The 24,626-nt window shown below is 43.2% G+C and carries 24 protein-coding genes, 1 pseudogene and 1 riboswitch; of the genes and pseudogenes, 5 read left to right on the plus strand and 20 right to left on the minus strand.

The genetic code is table 11. The annotated features are described in order from the left end of the window. Window positions 1–101 precede the first annotated feature (101 nt). Entirely contained in the window at window positions 102–377 is a 276-nt protein-coding gene (locus AMS66_RS32400) for a hypothetical protein (RefSeq protein ID WP_144424541.1), read from the plus strand. A gap of 43 nt (window positions 378–420) precedes the next feature. On the opposite strand, the gene AMS66_RS19345 is transcribed toward AMS66_RS32400, so the two are convergent. From AMS66_RS19345 to AMS66_RS19355, 3 genes are all read right to left on the minus strand, one after another. Beyond that, a complete protein-coding gene (locus AMS66_RS19345) occupies window positions 421–1,059 on the minus strand; it encodes an NAD(P)-dependent oxidoreductase (protein ID WP_053782342.1) in 639 nt (212 codons plus the stop codon). A gap of 4 nt (window positions 1,060–1,063) precedes the next feature. After that, on the minus strand, window positions 1,064–1,429 hold the full coding sequence (locus AMS66_RS19350) for an ArsR/SmtB family transcription factor (RefSeq protein WP_053782343.1): 366 nt from the start codon (window positions 1,427–1,429) through the stop codon (window positions 1,064–1,066). A 240-nt stretch (window positions 1,430–1,669) separates the two neighbouring features. Next, window positions 1,670–2,902 carry a cytochrome P450 gene (locus AMS66_RS19355; RefSeq protein ID WP_053782344.1) on the minus strand — a complete coding sequence of 411 codons (1,233 nt, stop codon included), beginning with the start codon at window positions 2,900–2,902 and terminating at the stop codon, window positions 1,670–1,672. Between the two features lie 458 nt (window positions 2,903–3,360). On the opposite strand from AMS66_RS19355, the gene AMS66_RS19360 reads away from it, so the two are divergent. After that, window positions 3,361–4,002 (plus strand): hypothetical protein, encoded by a 642-nt coding sequence (locus AMS66_RS19360; RefSeq protein ID WP_201782199.1) that lies wholly within the window; start codon window positions 3,361–3,363, stop codon window positions 4,000–4,002. 69 nt (window positions 4,003–4,071) lie between these two features. Here the strand turns inward: AMS66_RS19360 and AMS66_RS19365 are convergent, their stop codons facing one another. Beyond that, window positions 4,072–4,677, minus strand: a complete 606-nt coding sequence (locus AMS66_RS19365; RefSeq protein WP_053782346.1) for a TetR/AcrR family transcriptional regulator — start codon at window positions 4,675–4,677, stop codon at window positions 4,072–4,074. Between the two features lie 281 nt (window positions 4,678–4,958). Between AMS66_RS19365 and AMS66_RS19370 the strand changes: the two genes are divergently transcribed. Next, window positions 4,959–6,398, plus strand: a complete 1,440-nt coding sequence (locus AMS66_RS19370; protein WP_053782418.1) for a DHA2 family efflux MFS transporter permease subunit — start codon at window positions 4,959–4,961, stop codon at window positions 6,396–6,398. A 171-nt stretch (window positions 6,399–6,569) separates the two neighbouring features. Here AMS66_RS19370 and AMS66_RS19375 read toward each other — a convergent pair whose 3' ends face one another. From AMS66_RS19375 to AMS66_RS19395, 5 genes are all read right to left on the minus strand, one after another. Beyond that, window positions 6,570–7,466: a TetR/AcrR family transcriptional regulator gene (locus tag AMS66_RS19375; protein WP_053782347.1), complete on the minus strand. Its 897-nt coding sequence runs from the start codon at window positions 7,464–7,466 to the stop codon at window positions 6,570–6,572. A gap of 50 nt (window positions 7,467–7,516) precedes the next feature. Then, window positions 7,517–8,050 carry a GNAT family N-acetyltransferase gene (locus AMS66_RS19380; RefSeq protein WP_053782348.1) on the minus strand — a complete coding sequence of 178 codons (534 nt, stop codon included), beginning with the start codon at window positions 8,048–8,050 and terminating at the stop codon, window positions 7,517–7,519. A gap of 46 nt (window positions 8,051–8,096) precedes the next feature. After that, on the minus strand, window positions 8,097–8,768 hold the full coding sequence (gene tenA / locus AMS66_RS19385; protein WP_053782349.1) for a thiaminase II: 672 nt from the start codon (window positions 8,766–8,768) through the stop codon (window positions 8,097–8,099). A gap of 118 nt (window positions 8,769–8,886) precedes the next feature. After that, window positions 8,887–8,985: riboswitch (TPP riboswitch) on the minus strand. Between the two features lie 46 nt (window positions 8,986–9,031). Continuing rightward, the gene (locus AMS66_RS19390) at window positions 9,032–9,319 is read right to left on the minus strand and encodes a hypothetical protein (protein WP_053782350.1); all 288 of its coding nucleotides are present in this window, start codon (window positions 9,317–9,319) and stop codon (window positions 9,032–9,034) included. Window positions 9,320–9,327: 8 nt separating this feature from the next. Then, complete coding sequence (locus AMS66_RS19395; protein WP_053782351.1) at window positions 9,328–10,458, minus strand: NAD(P)/FAD-dependent oxidoreductase; 1,131 nt, start codon at window positions 10,456–10,458, stop codon at window positions 9,328–9,330. A 242-nt stretch (window positions 10,459–10,700) separates the two neighbouring features. Here AMS66_RS19395 and AMS66_RS19400 point away from each other — a divergent pair, with 242 nt between their 5' ends. Further along, entirely contained in the window at window positions 10,701–11,516 is an 816-nt protein-coding gene (locus tag AMS66_RS19400) for an AraC family transcriptional regulator (protein WP_053782352.1), read from the plus strand. On the opposite strand, the gene AMS66_RS19405 is transcribed toward AMS66_RS19400, so the two are convergent. The 11 genes from AMS66_RS19405 to AMS66_RS19455 all read right to left on the minus strand — a co-directional run bounded on the left by AMS66_RS19405 (window position 11,513) and on the right by AMS66_RS19455 (window position 24,321). Continuing rightward, entirely contained in the window at window positions 11,513–12,154 is a 642-nt protein-coding gene (locus AMS66_RS19405; protein ID WP_053782353.1) for an HAD family hydrolase, read from the minus strand. The two genes, AMS66_RS19400 and AMS66_RS19405, sit on opposite strands and share 4 nt — an antisense overlap. A 46-nt stretch (window positions 12,155–12,200) precedes the next feature. Next, the gene (locus AMS66_RS19410; RefSeq protein WP_053782354.1) at window positions 12,201–12,794 is read right to left on the minus strand and encodes a DUF1349 domain-containing protein; all 594 of its coding nucleotides are present in this window, start codon (window positions 12,792–12,794) and stop codon (window positions 12,201–12,203) included. Window positions 12,795–12,859: 65 nt separating this feature from the next. After that, entirely contained in the window at window positions 12,860–14,104 is a 1,245-nt protein-coding gene (locus AMS66_RS19415) for an MFS transporter (RefSeq protein ID WP_053782355.1), read from the minus strand. Window positions 14,105–14,189: 85 nt separating this feature from the next. Beyond that, on the minus strand, window positions 14,190–15,221 hold the full coding sequence (locus AMS66_RS19420) for a zinc-dependent alcohol dehydrogenase (protein WP_053782356.1): 1,032 nt from the start codon (window positions 15,219–15,221) through the stop codon (window positions 14,190–14,192). 61 nt (window positions 15,222–15,282) lie between these two features. Continuing rightward, the gene (locus AMS66_RS19425) at window positions 15,283–16,563 is read right to left on the minus strand and encodes an aminotransferase class III-fold pyridoxal phosphate-dependent enzyme (RefSeq protein ID WP_053782357.1); all 1,281 of its coding nucleotides are present in this window, start codon (window positions 16,561–16,563) and stop codon (window positions 15,283–15,285) included. 33 nt (window positions 16,564–16,596) lie between these two features. After that, on the minus strand, window positions 16,597–17,751 hold the full coding sequence (locus AMS66_RS19430; RefSeq protein ID WP_053782358.1) for a glycosyltransferase family 2 protein: 1,155 nt from the start codon (window positions 17,749–17,751) through the stop codon (window positions 16,597–16,599). A 342-nt stretch (window positions 17,752–18,093) separates the two neighbouring features. Then, window positions 18,094–18,663, minus strand: coding sequence for a TetR/AcrR family transcriptional regulator (locus AMS66_RS19435; protein ID WP_053782359.1), 570 nt, complete (start codon window positions 18,661–18,663; stop codon window positions 18,094–18,096). 205 nt (window positions 18,664–18,868) lie between these two features. Beyond that, window positions 18,869–20,347, minus strand: coding sequence for an Lsa family ABC-F type ribosomal protection protein (locus tag AMS66_RS19440; RefSeq protein WP_053782360.1), 1,479 nt, complete (start codon window positions 20,345–20,347; stop codon window positions 18,869–18,871). Window positions 20,348–20,883: 536 nt separating this feature from the next. After that, the gene (locus AMS66_RS19445; protein WP_053782361.1) at window positions 20,884–22,587 is read right to left on the minus strand and encodes an NAD-dependent malic enzyme; all 1,704 of its coding nucleotides are present in this window, start codon (window positions 22,585–22,587) and stop codon (window positions 20,884–20,886) included. Between the two features lie 325 nt (window positions 22,588–22,912). After that, complete coding sequence (locus AMS66_RS19450) at window positions 22,913–23,449, minus strand: GNAT family N-acetyltransferase (RefSeq protein WP_053782362.1); 537 nt, start codon at window positions 23,447–23,449, stop codon at window positions 22,913–22,915. A 35-nt stretch (window positions 23,450–23,484) separates the two neighbouring features. Then, a complete protein-coding gene (locus AMS66_RS19455) occupies window positions 23,485–24,321 on the minus strand; it encodes a MerR family transcriptional regulator (RefSeq protein ID WP_053782363.1) in 837 nt (278 codons plus the stop codon). 112 nt (window positions 24,322–24,433) lie between these two features. Between AMS66_RS19455 and AMS66_RS33955 the strand changes: the two are divergent. Then, window positions 24,434–24,626: pseudogene (locus tag AMS66_RS33955) on the plus strand (MFS transporter); the annotation flags it as partial.

Genomic DNA, 24,626 nt, shown 5'->3' on the forward strand with positions numbered 1-24,626 from the left:
CTTTCGGAAGAATTTATTTTGAGAACATTTTCCACGTAATCTTTCCTATAACGAAGGCAATGAATAGAAGTAATCTGTATTCTTGGGAGAGGAAGGTTATCGTGATAAGTGAAATCAATAGCTGGATCAGGCATATTGCTTCTAACTATATATTGATTATTGCGGCAGCTGTTATTTTCTTCGCGATTAAAGCGGTGATCGGATTCTATACCTACAAGCATTACAACAAACAATTGGACCATCTGCACCATAAAGTTGATTTGCTCATCAAAGAACAACAGCTTCTCGCTCAGCAGTTAACCATTCCTAATAGAAACAGAGACATGACGCAGAAAGAAGACCACTTCGAGTCTACATCGCAACCTCCTCTAATGTGATCTTCTCATATGAGATTATATGGTTACTCTTCTAAGTCCTTCTCTACTCTGTTACGTAAACAGCTGTTTTGTCATACGTATTATCATTTGCAAGCTTTAGCATAAATTCAGCTAAATTGCTACGGGACAGCTTCAGCTTGCGTGAGTTATCCCCATGAATCTCTGCCTCATGAATATACTTTCCATTATATGCATCTGATGTAAGAACCGGAGGTTGAATCAAAATCCAATTGAGCTTGCTGCTGTTGACGATTGCATCCTTTTCCCGGTGATCACGAAGCAAGTTCGTCATGAATGTTGGGATGATGTACTTGTATAAAAAGCCCAGTTTACCTGCGTCTGGATGAACACCGATAAAGGACACGTGAATGAGTTTCCCGATTTCGTTATTCTCCGCCGCCCGAACGATGTTCTTCATGGCATCAATCAATGGCAAGTCCCTTTTGAACATTCCTTTGGCACCCAACGCTGAAAAAACTGCGTCATATTTCTCCTTGCTCAGCACATCGTTGATATCCGAATAACGTGTCGCCTCACCCTTCTCTACGTTCAGATTACGATGCGATACACTAATCTTGGATGGATTTCTGACAAATGCAGTAACCGTGTGGCCTGCTTCCAGTGCACGTAACAACAGCTCATTTCCTGTTCTTCCGGTAGCTCCAAAAATAATGATATTCACATACTCACTCCCCTTTGATCGATTTGTCCTGAAATTCATTAAGAAAGGTTTCGATATTGCCAAAAAGTTTTCTAAGCTTCGAAAAATCACTCTTCGTTATATCCAAAAAATAAAAATTCATGGTTCCTTCCCGACTTACTTCAATAAGATTTGCATCTTTTAATATCTTCAGGTGATGGGAAACCGCTGGACGAGATAAATTCGTCTGTTTGGCCAGATCCCCCACACGAATTCCGCGATCACTGTCTATTTCACTCTGAATTAATGCTATAATAATGGATTGACGTGTCTGATCTCCAATAGCAACCAGCGCTTGTTGACAATCATTGAAATCACTTGCCAGTCTTTTCATGCGATCCTGTTTAGCCATGAGCCTTCCCCTCTGTCAAATGGTTTAATTCTACGAACCATCCTAGCACAAAAAACAACAAAATAATCATTGGGAAAGATAATCGAGACGAATGACTGAGACCTCTGCTTATTCAAAATAAAAACAACTGGTCAGATATTTCAAAAAATCACTTGAACGTTATACAAGCCGTAGATCGGATGCTGTATGCATCGAATCTACGGCTTTTGTTATTTTGACTGTATGATATTAACCTTTCTCCTAGTGCACAATCTTCACGGGCAAGTACGTCAGGGACTGACCTGGAGCCGAGACGGTAAGATTTTTTTCCAAATCAAATGATTCAACCGATTCGATAGAGGGCACCCTTTCTACAAATGCGGTCAAAGCAACACTCAATTCCATTCTCGCCAGCGGAGCACCCAGACAGAAATGTGGACCATTTCCAAAGGTAAGATGTTTTTTGTTATTGGGACGGTGAATGTTTAAGTCAAACGGATTCTCAAATATTTTCTCATCCATATTTGCCGCACTCATCCATGAGATGACGACATCCCCTTTTTTCAATTCTACACCCAATAGATTATTATCCTTCTTAACAGTCCGATGCCGTTTGGCGTTATGAAACCGATAACGAAGCATCTCTTCCACCGCAAGTGGGACGAGCTCAGGATTCTCTCTTAATTGAACATACAAGTTGGGGTCATCATAGAGAAAAGAATAAAATGTACTGGATACCATGTGACTGGTTGTTTCGATACCGGCTCCGAGCAAAAGCATTGTGGTCCGAACAACCTCATCATCAGAAAATTTCTCGCCGTCCACATCCACTTTCAACAGATCCGTAATGATATCGTCACCAGGCTGAGTCCGTTTCTGAACGACAATAGGGTACAGGAACTGGTAATACTCCTGCGCTGCGACCTGCTTCTTTAGTTCCATTTCCTCTGCATTTTCTTTAGTTGCCGGTTGAAACAGAATATCTACCCAGCTTTTGAAGCGATGGCTGTCCGTTAGCGGGATACCCAACAGATCAGCCATAACCATTGAAGGCAATGGTGCTGCCAGTGCTTGTACGATATCGATCGTTGTATCGAGCTCGATGTCATCCACCAGTTGCTTCGCAATGTTCCGAATCCGTGGCTCCCAGTTTTTCAAGCTGCGGGGTGTAAAAGCAGCAGAGAGTAACGAACGGCTTTTTTGATGGCGTGGAGGATCAATGCTCGAAATATTCATTTTGTCCGGCGGTGTACCTTCCTTGTTTTTGGCACCAACGGATATGGTTGTTCTTGAGCCTTCGGATGAAAAATATTCATGATTGCTTAGTACCTGCTTGACGTCGTCGTATCTGAACACATTCCAGGTGTCCGTATCCTCATGATAGTAGACAGGTTTCTCCGACAACATTTTCCGAAACCAGTGAAGAGGAAAAAACTCTTCCGATCTGGACTGGAAATTGGTTATATCGTGAACACGAATCACTTCTTTGTACATCCAAACACCGCCTCTCGAACTATTTTTATCCAAAGGAAAGAGTAAGAGTGATTTCTCCCATGCCACTGATCATCCATGTCCTGGCGCCACTCCAGTTCATCGGCTTGATTTTAGTTGCGGAATTATCGTTCACTTTCATTCCTCCTTTGTTGGCACATGAATTGACAGTTCAGCGCACAACCAATTTTATACTAACCGTATATTATTTGGAATGAAACTTTTGAACTAAATTCATAATATGTATAATTTAAGGTAGGTTTTTATACTATTCGTATATTTTATAACGATAATCAAGAAGGAAGCTGTTTTCATGCCAAGCAGTTTCATAACTCCTGGGATGAACATGTCTAAACCGAATATGTGGACCATATGGTTTACTATGGTATGCTTGAACACTAGGCTCATTTTTTGCACATCGGGGTTCGTTCGGGAGGGATACAGTGAATTGGATACGTCCATTGAATAGCGGAGAATCTGTCTTTAAAGTTAAAAATAATCGCATTATCTACTTTGCAAAATTATCTATTCCACTAAATGCCCTTATCGCAGTTGGAAAAATACTCCTGGGGATTTTCTCGCTCTCCTTCTTTTTATGCATTAACGCCTTTTATAATATCGGCATTGCTGTTGCCAAGTATTACGCAGCAAAAGCACATGAGGACTCGAATCTTGATGATTCCAGCCCGGAGGAAATCCTAAAAAAGCAATACGCTGCATACCGATTTATAGGCAATATTGTGCTCGCTTCAAGTGTAGTGTACATCATTTATTGCAGTAAGTTATTATTTGTTGCAGGCAGCAGAACACATTATCCTCACTATGTCGCCTTCATCATAGCTGCCGTTACTTTTACCGAAATCGCGGTATCTCTTGGGGGCGCGATTATGGCGAGACGGAATAATGAACCGGTCATTGAAGCCATCAAACTGACAAATTTCTCCTCCTCATTGATCTCACTTTCATTAACGCAAACTGCGATTATGTCATTCACATACAAAGGAGATCCCACCTTTTACAATGGGCTGTCGGGCATCATTTTTGGTGCTCTTGCAGCACTCATCGGGCTGTACATGATATTACGAACTCCGGCAGGTGAATAAACCATTTTATAAGCTGTTGAAAAGACATCTACGTATAGTTGAACCTGACTATAGCTGGATGTTTTTTTGTTATATCAAGTCATTGTAAGAATAAGCACGAATTAAAGAAAACTGTTTGGCAAGAAAATGCGGTGCATAGGGCATGTCATTGCGAAGCCACGAAACAATGGTGCCAATTAGGGCTGAGGAACTGTACCAAATTGCGATCTCCTTATGAATACCCGCTTGTGCAAGAGAGCTTCCTATCTCCAAACTTTCAATCTTGGCCGATACGAGTTTCGTTAGCAATTTCAAGAGCCTTTCCGTAAAAATGGGTGTTCGTCTGGAAGCAAGAACGACACGATAGAATTTGGAATGTTCGGCAAAGTGTTCAAGCAATTTCACAAGCACTGGCCAACCATCGTCTTTGGCAGCATCTTCAAATTGAGGAGCATGTTCGTCCACGATCCGTTCAATGTGCTCGATCATCTCGTCCGCCATTTTCTCCATCATGTCTGTGATGTCCCGATAATGCAGATAGAAGGTCACGCGGTTGATCGTCGCTCGTTCTGCAATCCGATTGACGGACAATTTCTCGATGTCCATTTCCTGTAAAAGATCTACAAATGCATCACGAATCAATTGTCTTGTACGAAGTATACGAGGATCTGTAGCAGACTTCTTTTCATTTTTCATGCACAATCACTCCTCAAATTTTAAAAATTACAATTTTAAATGATCAGTCGTTTATTTTCGATTTAGACTACATATTTTATTTTTTCGTAAAATAAGCAACGAAAATACCCAAAATCGTAAATTGTAATCTTCGGGAATATGTATATAATTCAATAAATACAATGTAAACTATACAACACGTTGTAAATTTAGTCACGTGTAGATTGAAAGGATGGAATGGATTGAGCCAGGCTAGATTAAAAGAAAGAGATGACGTAAAAAAAGGCCCCATACTGTTTGTTATGATTTTGGGTGCATTTCTTGCCACATTGAACCAAACCGTAATGAGTGTGGCAACTCCGGAGCTGATGGGTGATTTTAATATCTCAGCAGCAACAGCCCAATGGTTTACGACAGGCTACATGCTGGTGAATGGGGTACTCATTCCCATCACGGCCTATTTCATGCAACGCTTTTCGACAAGGCAATTATTTCAAGCTTCAATGTTTATATTCCTCATCGGTACGATTATATCTGCCCTTGCGAGTAATTTCGGTACATTGTTAACAGGACGTATGGTTCAAGCAGCTGGTGCTGGTATTATCATGCCATTGTTAATGCATGTCATTCTAACCTTGTTCACTCCTGAGAAAAGGGGCGCCGCGATGGGTATGGTCGGTTTTGCCATCATTTTCGCTCCGGCGATTGGGCCGACCCTTGCTGGTTATATTCTTGAGAACTACACATGGCAAACGATGTTTTACGGGATGATCCCACTAACCGTTATAGTTATTGGTTTTGCGTTTGTATATCTCAAAAATGTATCGGAACGAGTTAATACCAAGTTCGACTCACTCAGTGTATTGCTGTCCACGATTGGATTTGGTGCATTACTGTATGGCTTCAGCCGGGCAGGAAGTCTGGGATGGTCAAGTGCAGAAGTAATCATATGCCTTGCAGCAGGAGTCATTTCTCTTGGACTATTCACATGGCGCCAACTCGCGTCTGCAAATCCCCTGCTCGATCTGCGGGCTTTCAAGTATAATATGTTCTCTCTGACCACGTTCATTAATATCGCGATCACGATGATCATGTATGCTGACATGATGCTGCTTCCTTTATACCTCCAAAATGCACGGGGTTACACTGCATTGGAGTCCGGATTATTGTTGCTTCCGGGAGCGCTTGTCATGGGCTTCCTGATGCCGATAACGGGTAGATTGTTTGACCGTTTCGGCGCAAAATGGCTGGCGATTATCGGGATGGTTATCACAATCGTAACCACTATCGGGTTCATCGATTTAACTGATTCTACCAGTTATACGTACCTGGTATTAATGTCAACTGGTCGTCGGATTGGTATGGCCTTGCTCATGATGCCGATCCAAACTGCAGGTTTGAATCAGCTACCACCAAGACTTGGGCCACATGGTACAGCGATATCCAACACCGTCAGACAAGTGGCTGGCGCAGTAGGCACTTCATTACTCGTGAGTGTGATGACCAGTCGCACAACGACACATGCGCAAGATATGGTCGCAACAGGTGCAGCCAACGGTTTAACCCAGCAGCAGTTGGGAATGGAGTCCATGATCCAGGGAATTAATGATGCTTACGTTGTCATTATTGGCATTGCTGTTGTCGGATTGTTACTTTCCTTCTTCATTAAACGTACCAAACAAGCAACAGAGGAAGACTCCAAACAACCTGTAAGACAAAAAGTCTCGATGAATACAAACTAAGAAAAGCTTTTACATGAATTGCATCATGTAGAGTGCATAGTACCTTATACACAAAAAGCGGCAGATCAGGACCCTAAGCTTTCCGTCCGATCTGCCGCTTTTTTTTGTGTATTGCATAATAAAAATGAACAATAGCTTTTCCACTGAAGTTAGAACTACTTCGTTAACGTTTCATTTCGTGTCCATCGGGACCCGCCTGATTTGTTCGAGATACGATCTGCAATCGTTGACAATCCTGCTTGCCTCGAATTGAAGAGAACCCGACTCCAATTCCATTTGAAATGCCTGTAAAGTTACTTCCAACATGGAAATATTGATCTCTTTCTGCTCGACTAAGTAAAGCAAGCCTTTGGTCAGTTCTTTCGCTTTAATAGACACTTCCGATTGGAGAATGGAATGACTGAATTTCTGAAGACCTGCAATCAGGTTGTTTTTATCCAGGGCAATTTCTTTGGAATCAGGAGCAATCATCGAAAGACTTGGAAAATCAATAATATGCTCCTGTCTTTCCAGCATGGAACGAAGCAAAATTCCAATGTAGTTCAGGACTTTGGGCACAAGATGGTTCCAATCCGGTTGGTCAAGATGAAAATTTCTCCACGTATTCGAGATTTGATGTACCATGCCAAAACAAAAAATAGCTCCTTCAAACGCAAAGGGTTCTAATTCTTCGCCAAATACCTGTACCAGTCTTTCCGACAACCAGTTTAACTGCATGCGCGTCAGATTTTCCAGATCACAATCTTCAGAATAAAAGCCTGTCCAGAATAGCTCCACAACACGCTGTTTTTCAGGCAAAATCATCGGCATCATAATCTGATCCACCAATAAATCAAAATCGGAGGCATAACTTTGACTCTCCAAATCTTTGCGAATCTTCATATCTTCCTGTGCACGTTGCTCTAGAATGGCTAGAATACACTCATCCTTCGAACCAAAGAATTTATAAAAAGTTCCTTTGGACACACCTGATTCGTCTAGGATCATTTGTATGGAGGTGCTGGTCACTCCATGTTTCTCAAAGAGCACAAGCGCTGAGTCCAATAACATTTGTTTCCGTTTATTCATAAGTTCCCCCTGGATGATTTAGGTGGTTCACGTCACGATATCTTAATAATCTACCGCAAATCCACTGCAAACATCAGATGTTCCTTCCATATCCCCCTGATTTTAATATCCTGCCGGTCCATCTCCTGGAAGCCAGCTTTACGTAGCACTCGAATAGATCCGGCATTGTCGGGCAGCGCACCTGCCTCCACTCGTTTTATTCCCGCAACATTCATGGCAAAATCAAGTGCTAGTTGAAGGGCTTCACTCATGTATCCTTTGCCATTGCGCACCTGGTCGAGCACATAACCAATAATCCATTTTTGGGTGGAATCCAGTTCAAGCTCGAACAGAGAGATCTCCCCAATGAGCTCATGCGTCGTGTTCAGGAAGATCCCGAAAGAGTAACGCTTCCCTTCTTCTTTGGCCTTGTTCCAGCCTTCTAGAAGGGCGACCTGACCCTCCAGTGTATAGAATGTCTCCGATCGTTCACTTGCAGATATTTTTTCAAAAACAGCCCGGTTACGGAGCTGTAAATCTAGTAATGTTGCCGCGTCCTCCACGTTCAAAAATCGTAAATAGATGCGTTCTCCACGATTGTTCATCTGTATGTTCACCCTTGTCTCTGGTTGTAGTTAGTTTCATTCATCATCATAAGTAGGAGAGTTGCCGGTTATAAGCCATATCCCAGAATAGATATTCAAATTCAACGCTTCTTCTAAATATGTCTTCAATGGCTTCCAGTTCCTGCTCGGTTTTATGTTCACATAATGCATCCAGTGTATCATAGAACCATTCGAATGAGTCGCGGAATTCATCGCTTGCATAATTTTCAATCCATGTCTGATAGAAATTGCCCTCTAATGAATCCCGATATTGTTCTTTTAATCTTGTGGCATAGTCGTAATACGTCCACGCACAAGGAAAAATGACGGCAATGATTTCGGCAACCCCGCCTGTTTGTGCAACACTCATCATATTCGATGTATACGCCTTGTTGAAAAGAGATGGTTTCACAGTATGATTTTCATCCAGCGTAATCCCAAATTCATTCATGTAATTCCGATGCAAATCCATTTCTTCGTACAGAATAGCATGTTGAATGACCGTAAAGTTCGTCATCAGTTTTTCATCCGCAGCCTTCACTGCACCCATCGCAAAAATCTTCGCATATTCAATCAGATATGTATAGTCCTGAAGAAGATAAAACTTAAACACTTCCTGATCCAGCGTGCCGTTCCCCATTTCGTGCAAAAAAGGATGATTGTATCCATCCTCCCATACGGTTATGGACTTGTCTTTTAACGTTCTTGAAAATGACATGATCATATCTCCTTATCCAAATCATATTGTCCCATCTTCAATCCAGCTATTGCTTCCTGTTAGGAAATATGCAAACCAAAAAGCCCTTGTCCTATTTTCGGCAAGGGCAAAATAACATGAGTACATGTCATTTGCTCCCTACGTCAGTATTAACTAACAGGTTCAAAGGGTCAGGTTTTAACCTTCTCAACTGCGAACAGTCCCCCTGCAAATAGCTCAGGCTTATTACAACATGTGTATTTCCAAATGTCAAACCATTCCTATTAATCTTCGAGTTTACCTAAATCATCTTGCAAGTTCTTAAGACGGGCGCGAATGGTTTTAATCATACTCTGTACTTTGTTTAACTGATCCACCAGTTTCTGCTCATTAGAGATGTTCGGCACTGAAGTTGAATACGCTGGAGACGTTCTTAACTGGTTCAAATCCGCTTCGTGTGCTCTTTGCTCTTCCTCGGCTTTTGCCAATTCATCCTCTGCAACGCCAATCTGGTGCTCCAGATATATGATGTCAGAGGAACTACCATGAGTTAATCGTTGTGAATACGTCATGATTCACCTCATTTCTGGTCTTCCATTGCTTTTCCTATATCATATGGCTGAATATCGATATCCAAATCCATACCCAGAGCCAATTTGGCCAGTTGACTTCCAATAAAAGGCCCCATCGTCAGACCGGACGCTCCAAGCCCGTTGGCTGTGATCAAGCCATCCCAACCAGGAACAGTACCCATTACCGGAAGAAAACCCGGTGTGAACGGACGGAAGCCTACTCTTACTTCCTGAAACGTGCTATCAACTAAACCGGGAGCCAGTTCCAACCCTTTATTCAAAATTTCCTGCATTCCACCTGCGGTTACTCTTGTATCATAGCCTTCAATATCATTTTCGTGAGTCGCCCCAATCACAATCTTCTGTTGATCAAAGGCTAACAAATATTGATCCGAAGGAGGCATGACCACAGGCCATTTCCCCGTGTCTTCTCGATCGTGAACCTGCAAATGCATAATTTGCGCCTTCTGATAATGAACCTTAAAATCAATGCCCAAGGGCTTGAACAGTTCATTGGCCCAAGCGCCGGCACATACAATAACCTCGTCAGCCGATATGACTTTTCCGTCAACAACTACTCCAGTTATCCGGTCCGATTCATACTGAAGAGTCGCGTCCCCATCAATCAGGACCGCTCCATTTCGCTGTGCCGATCGGATTAAGGCATCACGCAGCGCACGTCCATCGATACGCGCAGCGCCGCTGATGTACACAGATTGAAAAGTTTCCTCTAGTAGAGGAAAACGCTGATGGGTTTCTTTTGCATCCAAAAGGGTAATATCTGCAATCTCCGGTGCATCTTCTTTACGAAGATGTGCCCGTTCCTGCATCTTATTAATTTTCTCCACATCAGTATGAATACTAAGAGCCCCCACTTGAGCGTAACCCGTTTCCGTTTCCCCTTCACTCTTAAGTTCTTCAATCAACCCGGGATAAAAACGTGCACCTGCCTTGGCAAGCTGATACCAATCCTGATTGCGGCGTTGGGATAACCAGGGACAGATAATCCCGGCGGCCGCATCCGTAGCCTGTCCTCGATCTTTCCGATCTATAATCAGGACCTCTGCACCCCATTTTGTTAATTGATAGGCTGTTGATGCCCCTAGAATTCCTGATCCTACGACGATGACTTTCTTCATGATTGCATCCCTTTCCTAAATCACTGTATCCATTATAGCGTATACTGTTTGCTCTGATAATGGCAAGGCATCGACAAGGTGATACATATTCCTAAAAGGTTTTCGAAAAGTGGGGCATCGAATTGAATAGATCGTTTAAATTACTGTTATTTATGTAATATAATTCAAATCAAGTTTCTTTTAACTCTGTATCTTCGCCATTTACACACACGACCTTTAACGAAATGAGGAAAAAAACAACGATGCCGAAACGTACTATGGGGAATTTACTGGATACCGATATGCCACTTATGATTACAGGTCAAAACCAGCTGACCGTAGATGAATTAATGAATTGGAACGGCCATTCACGGGATTACAGCATTGTGCAGTGTATCGGGGGAACAGGGAAAATCAAAGCCAAAAATCATGAGTACTCGATTCGGGAAGGAACAGCTCTTATTATGTTTCCAGAGGTGACATACCGTTACGACAATCTTAGTGATTCATTGTTGTTCGATTGTCTCTCCTTTAATGGCTATTTATTGCCCCGGTTTCTACATACCTTGCAGATCGGGGAGCTGCGCGCCTTCAAGCCGGACGGAATGCTTCATATCCTGTTGCATGAAATTACGTTGGCGCTGCAGTCCCGGCACAAGGATCAGATCTGGCATGTATCCGCACTGCTGTACATGCTTCTAGTCAGGTTAACGCTTGATGGAGATCGTTATGGTACTTATGAACGCTCGGATGCACGATTAAAGCTGGCCGGACTTGTTACTTTTATCAAGCAAAATTATCATCATGATATTTCGCTCTCCATGCTGGCTCAGCAGATGAACGTCACCGAACAGCATTTGAATCGGATATTCAAAAAGGAATTTCAAATGACTCCACTTGATTATCTGACACGATATCGGTTGTTGAAAGCCAAGGAAATGCTCGTCCATGACGCCGGAATAACTGCCCACGAGATTGCCCGGGCTGTCGGTTTCAACAGCGCCAGTTATTTTGGATCCGTTTTCAAAAAATATGAAGGGATCTCCCCTATCGAGTTACGCAAGCAATACCAGGGTTAAAGAATTTCCATCGTGATCTCTGCCAGCGAGGTTAACCGCAGATCATACTTCGAGAATTCCAGATTACGCGTTACCTCGTTAGGCACAATGACACAGCGAATTCCCGCGGCTTTGGCTGCCTTCAGTCCATTTGGCGAGTCTTCGAACACAACCGCTTCGGATGCCCCTATCCCGAGACTTTCCAGGGCAAGCAGGTACAATTCCGGGTCCGGTTTGACCCGCTTGACGTCCTCGGCCGTATGAATGACATCGAATAGTTCGAAAATGCCGAGTGTTCGCAAATAACCATGAACCCAATCCCGGGTAGAGCTGGAAGCAACGGCAAGTTGAATCCCTTTTTTACGGGCAGACTGGAGCAACTCATGTACACCTGGAAGAATTGCTGCCTGTCCCAGATATGCTTCGTATTTCTGTTCAGAGAGCAACTTGATATGATCGTGATCAATCGGCTTTTGCAGTGCTTGCTCTAAATACAGAAAAGGATGAAATTCCTCAAATGATGTCCCTACATTTTTCGACCAAAGCTCCACGCCAAGTTCAAGTCCATGCTCTTTATAAATATCCCGAAAAGCATAGAACCAGGGAGTCTCCGTGTCTACAATTAGTCCATCAAAATCCAAAATAAAGGCTTTTACCATTCAGCTTTTCTCCTTCCATTAATCAGCCGATTGGTAGGGGATGAGCTTAGAAGCGTGCAGTCACGTCCGGACGGGTAACATTCATGGATAAGAATTGACAGGTACAGCCCGTTCCGGCTGGTGACTGTCCAACAACTCCAGCCCGGATCTCCCCCTCCATCGGCATGCCAAAATATCGAATCAGTTTCCACTCCACCCCATCGGGTGAGTAAAAAAATGAAATGCAGTCCTCCACTTTGCGTATGCGCAGATAAGGATTGGTTACAGGAACTTCAACCGAGTTGCAATCGTCGGATGAACCATCCTTCGTGACCACCGACACAATAGTAGCTGCTTTTCCATCGTACTCAAAACAAAGCTTGCACCAATTTCGTTCATCCGCCATCACCATTAAACATCCGGAATCATACTGGTGTTTCATGTCCACGGTTAGCTGGGTTGTCATTTCAAAATCGGTAGGCACGGGCATCGACAGAAATGGCGCAGTTGCACGGATGTGTTTACCCGCCGGGTCCTGGAAAAAGTCTGTATCGGCCTGAGCTTCTACAATGAGTACGCCTTGTTCAGTATACGACCAGGTATTCGGCTCATTGATCCACTTCATTTGGTTTCTTGTTTCTGCTGCAAATACATTTGTCATCTCTTTGCCTCCCAGGTTCATTTTCTGTATTATATATTCGTTTCATATACAGAAAACCCCTCCTCCTACATATTTTTGTAAGTACTGATCACTTGGGAGTGTTTCTGGGGATCAGGGAGGAACAGCATAATGACCATGAGTACGATGTAAAGTACAAGAATGACACTAAACAACAGAACGGGATTATAGTGATACAACAGACCTGTCAAATAACCTGATGGAATCGCTGTTAACGTCATGACGGTCTGTACTGCCGAAAACATATCCGCTTTTTCATGTGTACCCAATCGGTTCATGAGCAGTGAGTCGCGGTACGTTTGCAAGATGAAATTGCCTGCCGCCAGTACGATCAGAGTCAGAAATAACATGGCTATATTCCCTACAGGTATCAACAGAAAAAGGATTGCGCCCACTGTACTCAGAATGATGGAGAAACCGACATACTTTTCTTCCGAACGCCGTTTCAGACGCGGGATGATGACCAAATACAGCAGCATGACGGTTACTGCGGTGACGACCGGGATAAATGAAATAATCTGATCATTGAATTTTAGCTGTTCCTTGAAAAAAATGACCTGAAAAAAATTCAGCTGCAGGATCAAATTGGAAAGTACCGTAATCAGAATAATCGGTAAAAGCCTCCGTTTGTAGAACGATTTGCCGAATAGCCGCAGACTGGAAGTCAGACTCTGTATCACCCGGATCTGGCTATGCATTCCCATGAGCTCCTTCCCGACTGCGGTCTCATCCGTATAGCGGTTGCGAATGAAGAACATCACGGTCATCAGGATTCCACCGACAAAATAAATACTGGCTAGTGTTGGCACAATGCCAAAATCGGCAATCACTACCCCGGCAATCGGCGTCAATACTCCAGCACCTGTAATAATCATGTTGAGAATGGCGAATACCTTGGATCGCTTATGTTCCTCAACATCCTCGATAATTAGACAGTTAAAGGAAACCGTCACAAATTTGGAGGTGGCATTCAGCAGGTAAGCGATAAGAAACAGCCAAAAATTCTGAGAGAAAGCCCATATGAACATGGGAACACTCCAGGCAATCAGATCAAAAATCAGCGTTGTTCGCTTGCGACCGAGCTTATTCGTGATTGAACCCGCAAATAACTGAAATATAAACGCAAAATAAAGATTCACCGAATTGATCAAACCGATTTCAATATCCGAAAGTCCGGCTTCCTTCATATATAAGGGAGCATAAAAAAGAACAATCGTGCCCGGAATGGCCCATACCGGTTCAAGTAAGATGGAATACCGCGGATTTCTCGGCAAATCCTGTAGCAGCTTCAATCGATATCTCCCCCTTTTCTGCGGTGGTTTTCACCGCTGCGAATTCCTGCTTTTCGCAGCGGCAAACCCGACAATGTCTACATACTTACAAGATCAAAGCTGTTTTAACCGAATTCATGGGCAGGGTCTCTCCGGTACGCAGGTTATAACCAATCGTCCCGTTGAACGCCTGTTCATAATCACTCAGCAGTTCTGAAGATGTAACCATTTGCTCCAGTTCCGGAATGCTTTGTGCGAATTTCAGTGCCGTACTAATCATCGAGTGATTAGCTACCGCGCCGATTATACTGATACCGTCATTAATCACATGTGTTGATTTAAACGTCACTTCATAGCTGTCGTCATAGCCCATGGGAATGATTCTGCCCCCTTTGGCAATTAGCTCAAACCCTACATGAAGCTGGTTTCCGACAGCATCCACCACGATATCAAATTTCTTATTGTTGTTGATCTCGTATACTTTATCGAGCGTGAGTTCCTGAGGATAGAAAACATGATCGGCTATGCCTTCAGCAAACTCTTTGCGGTATGAATCTACTTCTGTTCCTACAGTAAGCCGGGCTAGTCGTTTACTCACAAGCTGGCATAACGAACCAATGGCCCCGGAACCCAGGACGAGAACAGAATCACTCGGCTTGACTCCCGCTTTCATGAACGTCTGCAGAACACATCCAAGCGGCTCAATCATCATCGCTGTTTCCCAGCTCATGGAATCCGGAATTGGATAGATATATTTCTCATCCCCGACGTAATATTCTGCAAATGTACCATGGGTGGTCATACCTACCTGATGGTCATCAAAATTTTCGCAATAGATGAACAGACCTTCACGGCAATAAGAACAAATGCCACAGGATTGAGTCGGGTCAATTAACACCCGATCTCCTACCTGAAGTCCCCGAACCTCTGACCCCACCTCAACTACAGTGCCCACGCCTTCATGACCAATAACCGTTCCTTTGTTGGCTGGAACTTTACCTTTGACGATGTTCAAATCCGTACCACAGATGCCAGAACCATAAATCTTCACTTTAACCTGGTCTGCCTTTTGAATGCTCGGCTCCTCAATATCCTGAAACGCCACCTGTTTAAGATCCTGATACACGAGTGCTTTCATTGAATATTCCTCCTAGTCAATTTTCCTGTTTGGATAAAAATTATAAACGTTTTCGTAAATCTCAATTCGAAAAGTGTTCCTGTTTCAGAACTTCTTTCCAGTCCGATAGTGTCTGCAAAAGAGCTTCCTCCACCCACAGCAATTCTTCCCGCGTATGTGCATCTGAGAAAATAAAGTACCCTTTGGTGAAAATTCCGAAGTGGGCCATTCTTTTTACCATAAACTCACGGAAAGGATCGATATGAAAGTTATCCTCCGAAATAGAGCTAATGGAGAAGCTAGCATAGGTCCCCTTCAACACCAATTGATCAGTTAATCCAAGAAGCACGAGCTCAGCTTCAATCAGATCCATGATCCGGACTGTAGCATCTCGCCAGCTTGGCCACACCTTCGCACTCTTCATCAATCGCTCACATGCAATCGCTGCCGCAAGCGCAGTGGTCTCGCTGGAATGGGCGTTGCTGAATCTGACCTGCCCTGATAAAGACATCAGATGTTCCGGTCCCATTACAGCTGCGAGTGGCAATCCATTCGCCATGCCTTTGGAAATACAGAGCAGATCCGGCCAGATGTCATACTCCCCTGCTGTAGCTTGCTTGCCCATTCGAATGCCGGAGGTGACTTCATCAAAAATGACAATGATATCCAATGACCGACATAGGGACACGACTTGCTCCAACGGCTCACGTTTCCATTCATTTGGACAAAGAACAATACAGGCGATATCCTCGGGAGAGGATTTAATTTGGGACTCGATACGCTCTGGCGAGGGCTTGTCTATCCAGATGGTTGTGCGTTCGATATCCACGGGGATGCCTCGCTCTTTCGTTTCACGGCCATAGTACCCATAGGCAGACCAGTCATGCCACCCATGATAGGCTGTCGCGATGACCCTGCTTTTGCCACTTCCCGCACGTGCCAGACGTACAGCTCCACTGACTGCATCAGCACCGCTCTTGGTAAATCGCAATGAGGGGTAGCGGCCTTCAAAACGCTCCAAAATCAATTCAGCGCATTCAAGTTCAATGTCAGCAGGAATAGAATAGCTTGTCCCTTTTTTTAGCTGATGGATGACGGTCAGTTGAACTTCGTGCCGAGCATGTCCCCATGGTGCCGTACCCATGGCCATTTCACAATCCAGCCATTCATTACCATCGATATCGATAAAACGGGAATTGTGTGCTTCTGCGCAGCATACGGGCGTATATCCCGGAAATAACCGTTCTGGTGACTTGGCTAACGTACTGCATCCGCTCGGAATTACCTTTTCGACATGTTCCAACCACTCCAGATTCCGGGTAAACCTTACGGCACGGTCCAGCGTGCTCTCTTTTGATTTCACCTTTGGTTCCTCCCTGTTTACTTGGTTTGTGAGTTAGCGAACTTTGGAGCCTGGCCAGCAGCCATCATATATGCGATCCATAGTAATGACATTGCCATACAGATCAATAATCAGATCTTTGGCCCGATGAGCATGTCTCATCTCGATCCAGTAACGGTTTTCGAGCAAACGGGCGAAATTGTCCACCAGAAACAAAAATCGGTTCTCGCTATGAATCAGCTCCTTGCCCAGAACCTGCGGCAGCCAGATGGCTCCATTCGAGTTAAAGCGGTTGGAATAGTCACGTACCTCAGCAACAGGTGCAATGTCAGCTTCCTCCAACTTGGTCCAGAATGTATCCGCGTCACTGCGAACTTCTGCAAGATCAATACCAACGATTGGCAGATGCTGATATTCACGCTGGTTATCCAGCTGTTCTTTCAGATGACTGAATACGAATGGCCAAACATCAGCCTCAATTTCCCCGCCCCACTTTTTCCAGAAACGTGCCAGATTGTTTTTCCGGTTGAAGTTGCGATGAATGCCACTGCTCCGTTCCCAGTGATAGGCGAGAATATTCGGGTTAATGACCGTATCATACCCGGCTGCTCGTGCTCGCATCTGATAATCAAAATCCTCATATCCGTTAAAGAACTTCTCGTCCAGTTCGCCTACCGTTTCATACACCTCCCTCTTCATGCCGAACATGGCGAATACGACAAGCTGAACCGAAAATGTTTCCTTGGGAATGTCTTCAGGCGATGCGTTCAGGAATAAGTGCCGGCCAATTGTGTCGGCAAATGCAATACCACAATGCTGCACACCTCCCGTTTGCGGATATAACAAAACCCCGCCAATCATACCGATTGTAATGTCAGTATCCAGTGTCTCTTTCATCATCGGTTGCCAGTTCGGTTGAAGAATCGTGTCGGAATCCAGGAAGAAAATATACTCCCCCTCTGCCCGCCGCAGTGCACTATTGATCGATACAGCGCACCCAAGTGGAAAATCATGCTGGAGAATCTCGATGGTTACACCTTCCCTTACCTCTTGCTTCAGTTTCTCCAGATGCTGTAAGACCGCAGAACCGGAACCATCGTTGATAAAAATGATTTGGGTGGACGGGCTTAAGGTCCGAAGCAGTGAATCGGTGAACAGGTTCAGAATGTTATAGTCCTGGTTGACTGGCACAATAATGGTGTAAAGCATGGAATCCCTCCTGTTGGATATGATGGAATGCGTACGCTAAGCAGCTTGAAACGGTATCGGCTTCAGTGCAGATTATCGACCTCCTTGTCGCAAAATAACTGTCTTAATTTGGTAATGATTTGAATCTACTAGAAATTTATATCATTTTTTGTAAGTTTTAAATCTTAAATTCTGAACACTGTTAAATTTTGAATATGTATCCATAAGATCAATTTAATGCTTTGGTGCATTTTTGTTAGCCTTCCACGCAAAAAAAACACGCCGAGAGCCATTCCGTATCAATTGACACGGTTGACTACCAGACGTGCTTCAAATTCAACAACATAGTCACATAATTAGCGGCTACGATCTGGCCCTGAAGCCATGATAGAATGTATCCACTACCAGAGAAGCTGCCGATTTACGAGCAATATCACCACTTACTACCTGCTGCCAAGTCAGAAACAGAATAGAATACAGCACATCTACAATCCAGTTTTTATTGACATCCTGACGAAAATAATTCTTTTGCTGCAACAAGCTGACCGCATGCAATATCGGCTCTCTCAGCTTCAAATCTGCTCCCTCGATCTCAGGGTTGTAGTGAATAGCTGCATCATGGGTAAGGAAAAATATTTTATCTCCTAACGGAATGAGCACTTCAATCAATTCCGGAATATACGTTTCACAGTTTTCCTCATCCAGATGAATGTTTTGCATGGCCTCACTCACGACCTCAATCGCACGCAAACCCAGATAAACCATTAATTGTTCGCGACTCTCCACATAACGATGCAGGGTGGCAATGCCGATTTTTGCAGATTCTGCGATGTCATTCATGGATGCATTGGGCTTTTCAATCAGCAGTTTGGTTGCTTCGTCCAGAATGGAGTTAAGTCTCGTTTGCTTCATCGATGTCAGTTCTTTTTTCAACGGGTTTACACCTCTTGGGGAGTTTATTCTATAAATTGATTCAGTAATCCATCATTTGATTGGAATGATACTATAAAATTATAGCATAGTTCCTCACAATACCAATGCCTGAACGGAACAAACGTCCTCTAATATTGGTGATGTAGATGGAAAGCTTAAAAGCCGCCTTTCGGCGGCTCTTAGCATCTATAACATTTCCCGTTGCTTATAGCTCGATAATTCTCGTTGCAATATTTGCGCAAAATTCACTGTCATGCTCTACAAACAGAAGGGTCGGGGAATATTCCAACAGCAACTCTTCAATTTGCATGCGAGAAATGACATCTACAAAATTGAGGGGTTCATCCCAAACGTGCAAATGAGCTTTCTCACTAAGACTTTTGGCAATCAGCACTTTCTTTTTTTGGCCTGCACTATACGTCGAGATATCCTTCTCCAACTGCAATCTGGAAAAATCCAGCTTTCTTAATATCGATTTAAACAGGCTTTCATCAATACTCTGAGCGGCCGCATAGTCAGATAAATGGCCTCCAAGATCAGACGTGTCCTGTGACACATACGAGATTTTAAGCTGGTGATCCTTTCGAAAAAGACCTGTATAAGGGATATTTTCACCACAGATCAATTTAAGGATACTTGATTTTCCAGATCCATTTTTACCATAAAGCGCGATACGATCCCCTTTTTCAACTGAGAAACCCACTTCCTTACAAACTACATTCGTATCATATGCAATCGATACATGTTCCAATTCGACGAGTTCCTTCTTGTGATAATCCAGTTGATGAATCTGAAGGCGTTCTGCATTTTCAATATTTTTGAGCAGTTTGGACTTTTCTTGGATGGCGGATTGCTGCCTCTGCTCGATATTTTTGGAACGTTTCATCATTTTGGCAGCCTTGTGTCCAATATAGCCTTTATCCACCTTTGAACCGGAATTTCTCGTGCCATTTTTGGTTCTTTCGACTTCATGCGACCATCCACCCGTCCGTTTGGCGGAGTCGGATAAACGCTTGATGTCCTTTATTAATTTCTCATTACTGGCAAGCTCAAACTGATCTTGTCTCTGTTTATTTTCCCACCATGCGGAAAAATTCCCTTTCTGAATCTCGATGTTATTTTTATTGATGGACAGGATATGATCCACGCTGTTATCCAGAAAGGCTCGATCGTGGGATACCAAGATAAATCCACTTTTGCTGCGCAGATAATTACTGACGAGTTCTCTCGCATGAATGTCGAGATGATTGGTAGGTTCATCAATGAGCAAAAATCGATTATCCTTCAGGAACAAGGCCGCCAGCATCACCTTCGTTTGCTCTCCGTTTGATAAGGAGTCGAAAGGTCGATACAGAATATCTTCCGACACTTTTAACAGGTTAAGCTCACGCACAAGCTGCCAGTGCAGATACTCAGGATAGATCTCTTCAATGACATCGAGGGTCATAGCTCCTTTGTTCTCAACCTGAAACGGAAAGTACTCAAAGCTGACATTTGCAGAAATAGTTCCGCTGTATTCATATTTACCGAGCAACAGATTGAGGAATGTCGTTTTGCCTCTTCCGTTCCTTCCGGTAAAGCCTAATTTCCAATCGGAGTCCAACTGAAAACTTACATTTTCAAATATATTATCGTAACTGCCATCATAGGCAAAGGTTAGGTTCGTAACGTTGATTAAAGACATAAGGATCATCCTTTTTATGTGAAATATAAAAGTTAACCGGACGGAGTATTCACCACGACATGGTCCCTCACTTTATATTTGAACATAATCAGAATTTCAATCCGCTCTTGAATAAATGACACAATTCCCCGTGTCAGAGTTATTAAGATATCCTCAAATGAAAAAACGCAAAAAAGCCCCTACTCACCGGTGCTTTTTTGCGTTACATCAACCTGACTATACGATAATGAAACCTGGCGTCCTAGAACTTAACGCCAAGATGATCTATGCATAGGAGGATAAAGTGCCGGATTCTGATTAGTTATATTGTGAACCATGCCAATATTCATGTTCGCTGACAGGTTCACATAAACATCTACAACCTCTAACTCAGTCATCACTCTATCCCCCCTTTAAAGGCTCAACAATTTAATACCAGAAACTTAACATGGAATACAGCCATGGGTCAAGACGAGATATCAAGTCAAACCCTTTTTAAAATTGCCCTTATCAGACCCACATGGATTTATAGTCATCCTGCGCTGAAATCAATTCCATTATTGAACGGCTGCATACAGCGGTTTGTACACCGGATGCCACATAGCAGCCTTGACAGCCTCTTCCACGTCTATAAGTTCCACACGTGCGACACCATCTTCCACTGCCGCTTTGGCGACCGCGACTGCCACTTTGTACGAAACAGCTTGCAGCTCTTTTATTCTTGGCAGAAGTGGGGCACCTGGTGCCGAGCAATCTACCGAATTAGCTACGGCCTCTGCTGCAGCGGTGAACATGTTTTTGGTGAATTTCGATGCTTTTGCAACGATAGCGCCCAGACCCAAACCAGGGAAAACAAAAGCGTTATTGGATTGACCAATTTCATATAAAGTGTCATTAAACTTGACAGATTCAAATGGACTACCTGTTGCAATCAGCGCTTTGCCATCCGTCCATTCAATCAGACTTCTTGGTGCAGCTTCGGCAAGGGATGTCGGGTTGGACATCGGCATAATGATTGGACGTTCCACATGCTTCGCCATTTCTTTAATAACTTGTTCATTAAAGGCACCTGTCACACCGGAAGTCCCAATCAGGATCGTTGGTTTAATCTGTTTCACAGCTTCCAGTAAACTAACCTGCCCCTGCTCATTTAATGCCCAATCCTTCATTTCCGCAGCTTCACGTACATATGGTTTCTGGAATTCGAATAGACCCTCCGTCTCATCTGTAAGAATTCCGCGGTAATCGAAGGCCCAGAACCGGCTTTCTGCTTCCTTCTGCTCAAGCCCTTCTTCCATCATGGCATCACGAATCTGATCGGCGTTGCCAATGCCAGCGGCCCCTGGCCCAAATACAAGAACACGATGCTCACGAAGAGGTACACCCGTCACTTGAACTCCAGACATGATAGCCGCAAGCGTGACAGCGCCCGTTCCCTGTATATCATCATTAAATGTAAGGAGTTCTTCCCCGTATTTCCGAATAATATTTCTGGCATTCACGCTGCCCAGGTCTTCCCAGTGAAGCAGAATATCTGGGAACCACTTTGTTGTTTCTTTTACAAATGCCTCGATAAATTGATCATATTTTTCCCCACGAATACGTTCATGGCGGTTGCCCACATACAATGGATCATTCAGCAATTTGGGATTATTGGTTCCAACGTCCAGCACAACAGGCAATACACGGCTTGGGTCAACGCCTACGGCTGCTGTGTATACAGCCAGTTTACCGATAGCAATATTGATGCCGCCAACACCCCAGTCTCCAATCCCGAGGATGCTCTCCGAGTCCGTCACAACGATCAAATCCACATCTCCAGCATGCAAGCCACTATTGCGGAAGGCTTCTTCCAGCCCATCCACATCATTAATGGATAGATATACACCACCTGGTCTGTGATACTGATTGCTATACTCCTGAATGGCTTGTCCAACCGTAGGTGTATACACAATCGGCAGCATTTCACTAAGATGCTCCTTCATTAATCGATAGAATAGCACAATATTTCGGTTGAACAGATCACTAAGCATGATGCTCTTGCGCAAATTATCCGATTCATTTTGCAATTGCTGATATACGCGACTTACTTGTTCTTCAATATTTAAAACCATTGGTGGCAAGATGCCATTCAGGTTAAGCTCTTTTCTCTCTTCTTCGTTAAAGGCAGTGCCCTTGTTCAACATCGGATTGGACAGAACATCCTTGCCTTTCAAAGAGGTTTTTAAGTTTCCATTGGAATCTACAAAAAATGAGTTCATTTACTGATTGCCTTCTTTCATGACGTCTCTTTGTTGTCTATTCAGTTTCTTTTTAACACTTGGTAACTTTTAGTTAGTCACAGATCTTCCGATGACCATTATAAAATATTTTCTATGGCATGTAAACGAACTCATGAAACTTTCATGAATGAAATTAAATTTCTGCTTGATAAATAAAATTTATCACTTTGCGTTTTTTCAACAAATTCATTTTATGAATACTTTTCCGCAGAATACAAAAAAACCACGAAATTTCGTGGCTTTACCTACTTTTCTCTATGGCCTTAAGTATTGCTCCTGCTTTTGGTATGAGAGCTCTTTGTACTCAGTACAAATAACCTAAAAAATCAAGTTCCCCTTCATTCCATGGCATTGCTCCAACTTCTCGAATCATTAACCCATCGACCTTCTGAATTCCAACTCCAATTGAAGTTAAGGTTTCATGGTCAATTTTCAACCATTTACAGGTGTTTGTTACCGGTTTAAATCCATTTTTGCTATATAAGTCCTTATGATCAGCAAATAAAAGTACAAAATCAATATGCTCTTTGGACAGCTTGTCCACTTCTGCTAGCAACAAGGAACCGATTCCTTGAGAGCGATGTGAAATGGAGACACACAGATCAATGATCCCCAGCACTCTTATTGCTTTTCCATTTAGATTCATCATTCTGTAATCTAGTCCCACATGTCCAATCAGTTGATTATCTGGGTCGAATGCTAATATTCTGCAATGTGGAATTTGCTTGAAAAACAATCGGTCTTTCGGATACACTTCTGGAAAACTGGCAATAAGCAATTCCTGAAGAAGCGTTGACGATTCTTCGTTCAAATCCATATCATAAGCTTTAATTAATTTCAAAAAATATCCCCCTAGATTAAATCGATTTCTGTTCTTTATTTCGTCTCTGCAACCTTACACACTTCTACGTATATCTTGATGATATACTCATCCGGATTATTTTCCGCAAAATAACTGAGCAGATCCATGGCATACACGTTTCCACAGATCTCAAATCCCTCACGTTCTATATACTCTTTGATGATTAGATACGTTTTGGGCATGCTTTCATATGATCCTCGATGATTCATGACAGCATACAATCCTTTGGGCTTGACTAGCATCGCTTCGCCAGGAATCGGTGCTTTTATTTGGTTGCAAAAGTAGTCCGGATAGAAGTGTCCCGTCTCAAAACTCTCCTGACAAACTACAGTCCATACCGGAAACTCATATTCGATCATTCGCTCTTCGCAATGGTTTCGATATTCGACAAACTTGCGGGAAAACTCCTTGTCTCCATCCCCCCGTTCCAGTTGAACGGCAATAAAATATTCTTTCTCGCATTCTTCAAAAGCCAGACCTTCATATGAAGTACTCATAGCTTGTCGTGTCATGACAATGGCACCATTCAAGAGCTTTTGCATACGTTTGATTCGGAGTTGTTCTAGCTCCAGTTCCTTCATTTTCTGTTCAAACAGCTCGATTAATAAAGGCGTATTTTGATTTTGAATAAAAGACTTAATTTCCTCGAGAGAGCTTCCCGCCTTCTTCAGCACATGGATTACATCAAGTACATAGGTTTGCTGAATACCGTAATAACGGTAACCGTTGGAATTCGTAAACTCCGGCTTTAACAGTCCAATCTCATCATAATGAAATAGAGTATGTTTAGTGACTCCGCAGATTTTTGCAAATTCACTGGTAGTAAATTGTTGTGTATGGTTTCCCGACATTGTACATGCCTCCGCTAGAATCTATGGTTCAAAAGTAAATTTGACTATAGGGTTACCCTATAGTTTATGGTTTGAAAATGCAAGTTATCTATATATATTGTTGGAGGGAAACATGTCAAAGTTAAAACGTTGGATGATTCTTGTTATTGTATCAAGTGCACTATTACTAATTGTGATGGACATGACCATCCTATACACCGCTTTACCTAGCTTAACCCATGATTTAGGTGCGTCAGCCTCAGAAAAATTATGGATTCTGAACGGTTACTCCCTCGTCATGGCGGGGCTTCTGCCTGCAATGGGAA

It is taken from the genome of Paenibacillus xylanivorans (genome assembly GCF_001280595.1).
Taxonomy (GTDB): Bacteria; Bacillota; Bacilli; order Paenibacillales; family Paenibacillaceae; genus Paenibacillus; species Paenibacillus xylanivorans.

Excerpts from the sequence above, each read along its gene's own strand:
- AMS66_RS19355 (WP_053782344.1), bottom strand. The coding sequence starts at position 2,902 with ATGTACAAAGAAGTGATTCGTGTTCACGATATAACCAATTTCCAGTCC.
- AMS66_RS19410 (WP_053782354.1), bottom strand. The coding sequence starts at position 12,794 with ATGACAAATGTATTTGCAGCAGAAACAAGAAACCAAATGAAGTGGATC.
- tenA (WP_053782349.1), bottom strand. The coding sequence starts at position 8,768 with ATGTCATTTTCAAGAACGTTAAAAGACAAGTCCATAACCGTATGGGAG.
- AMS66_RS19455 (WP_053782363.1), bottom strand. The coding sequence starts at position 24,321 with ATGTCGGGAAACCATACACAACAATTTACTACCAGTGAATTTGCAAAA.
- AMS66_RS19400 (WP_053782352.1), top strand. The coding sequence starts at position 10,701 with ATGCCGAAACGTACTATGGGGAATTTACTGGATACCGATATGCCACTT.
- AMS66_RS19380 (WP_053782348.1), bottom strand. The coding sequence starts at position 8,050 with ATGAACAATCGTGGAGAACGCATCTATTTACGATTTTTGAACGTGGAG.
- AMS66_RS19445 (WP_053782361.1), bottom strand. The coding sequence starts at position 22,587 with ATGAACTCATTTTTTGTAGATTCCAATGGAAACTTAAAAACCTCTTTG.
- AMS66_RS19350 (WP_053782343.1), bottom strand. The coding sequence starts at position 1,429 with ATGGCTAAACAGGATCGCATGAAAAGACTGGCAAGTGATTTCAATGAT.
- AMS66_RS19395 (WP_053782351.1), bottom strand. The coding sequence starts at position 10,458 with ATGAAGAAAGTCATCGTCGTAGGATCAGGAATTCTAGGGGCATCAACA.
- AMS66_RS19405 (WP_053782353.1), bottom strand. The coding sequence starts at position 12,154 with ATGGTAAAAGCCTTTATTTTGGATTTTGATGGACTAATTGTAGACACG.
- AMS66_RS19390 (WP_053782350.1), bottom strand. The coding sequence starts at position 9,319 with ATGACGTATTCACAACGATTAACTCATGGTAGTTCCTCTGACATCATA.
- AMS66_RS19375 (WP_053782347.1), bottom strand. The coding sequence starts at position 7,466 with ATGAATAAACGGAAACAAATGTTATTGGACTCAGCGCTTGTGCTCTTT.
- AMS66_RS19420 (WP_053782356.1), bottom strand. The coding sequence starts at position 15,221 with ATGAAAGCACTCGTGTATCAGGATCTTAAACAGGTGGCGTTTCAGGAT.
- AMS66_RS19440 (WP_053782360.1), bottom strand. The coding sequence starts at position 20,347 with ATGTCTTTAATCAACGTTACGAACCTAACCTTTGCCTATGATGGCAGT.
- AMS66_RS19365 (WP_053782346.1), bottom strand. The coding sequence starts at position 4,677 with ATGAAAAATGAAAAGAAGTCTGCTACAGATCCTCGTATACTTCGTACA.
- AMS66_RS19370 (WP_053782418.1), top strand. The coding sequence starts at position 4,959 with ATGATTTTGGGTGCATTTCTTGCCACATTGAACCAAACCGTAATGAGT.
- AMS66_RS19430 (WP_053782358.1), bottom strand. The coding sequence starts at position 17,751 with ATGCTTTACACCATTATTGTGCCAGTCAACCAGGACTATAACATTCTG.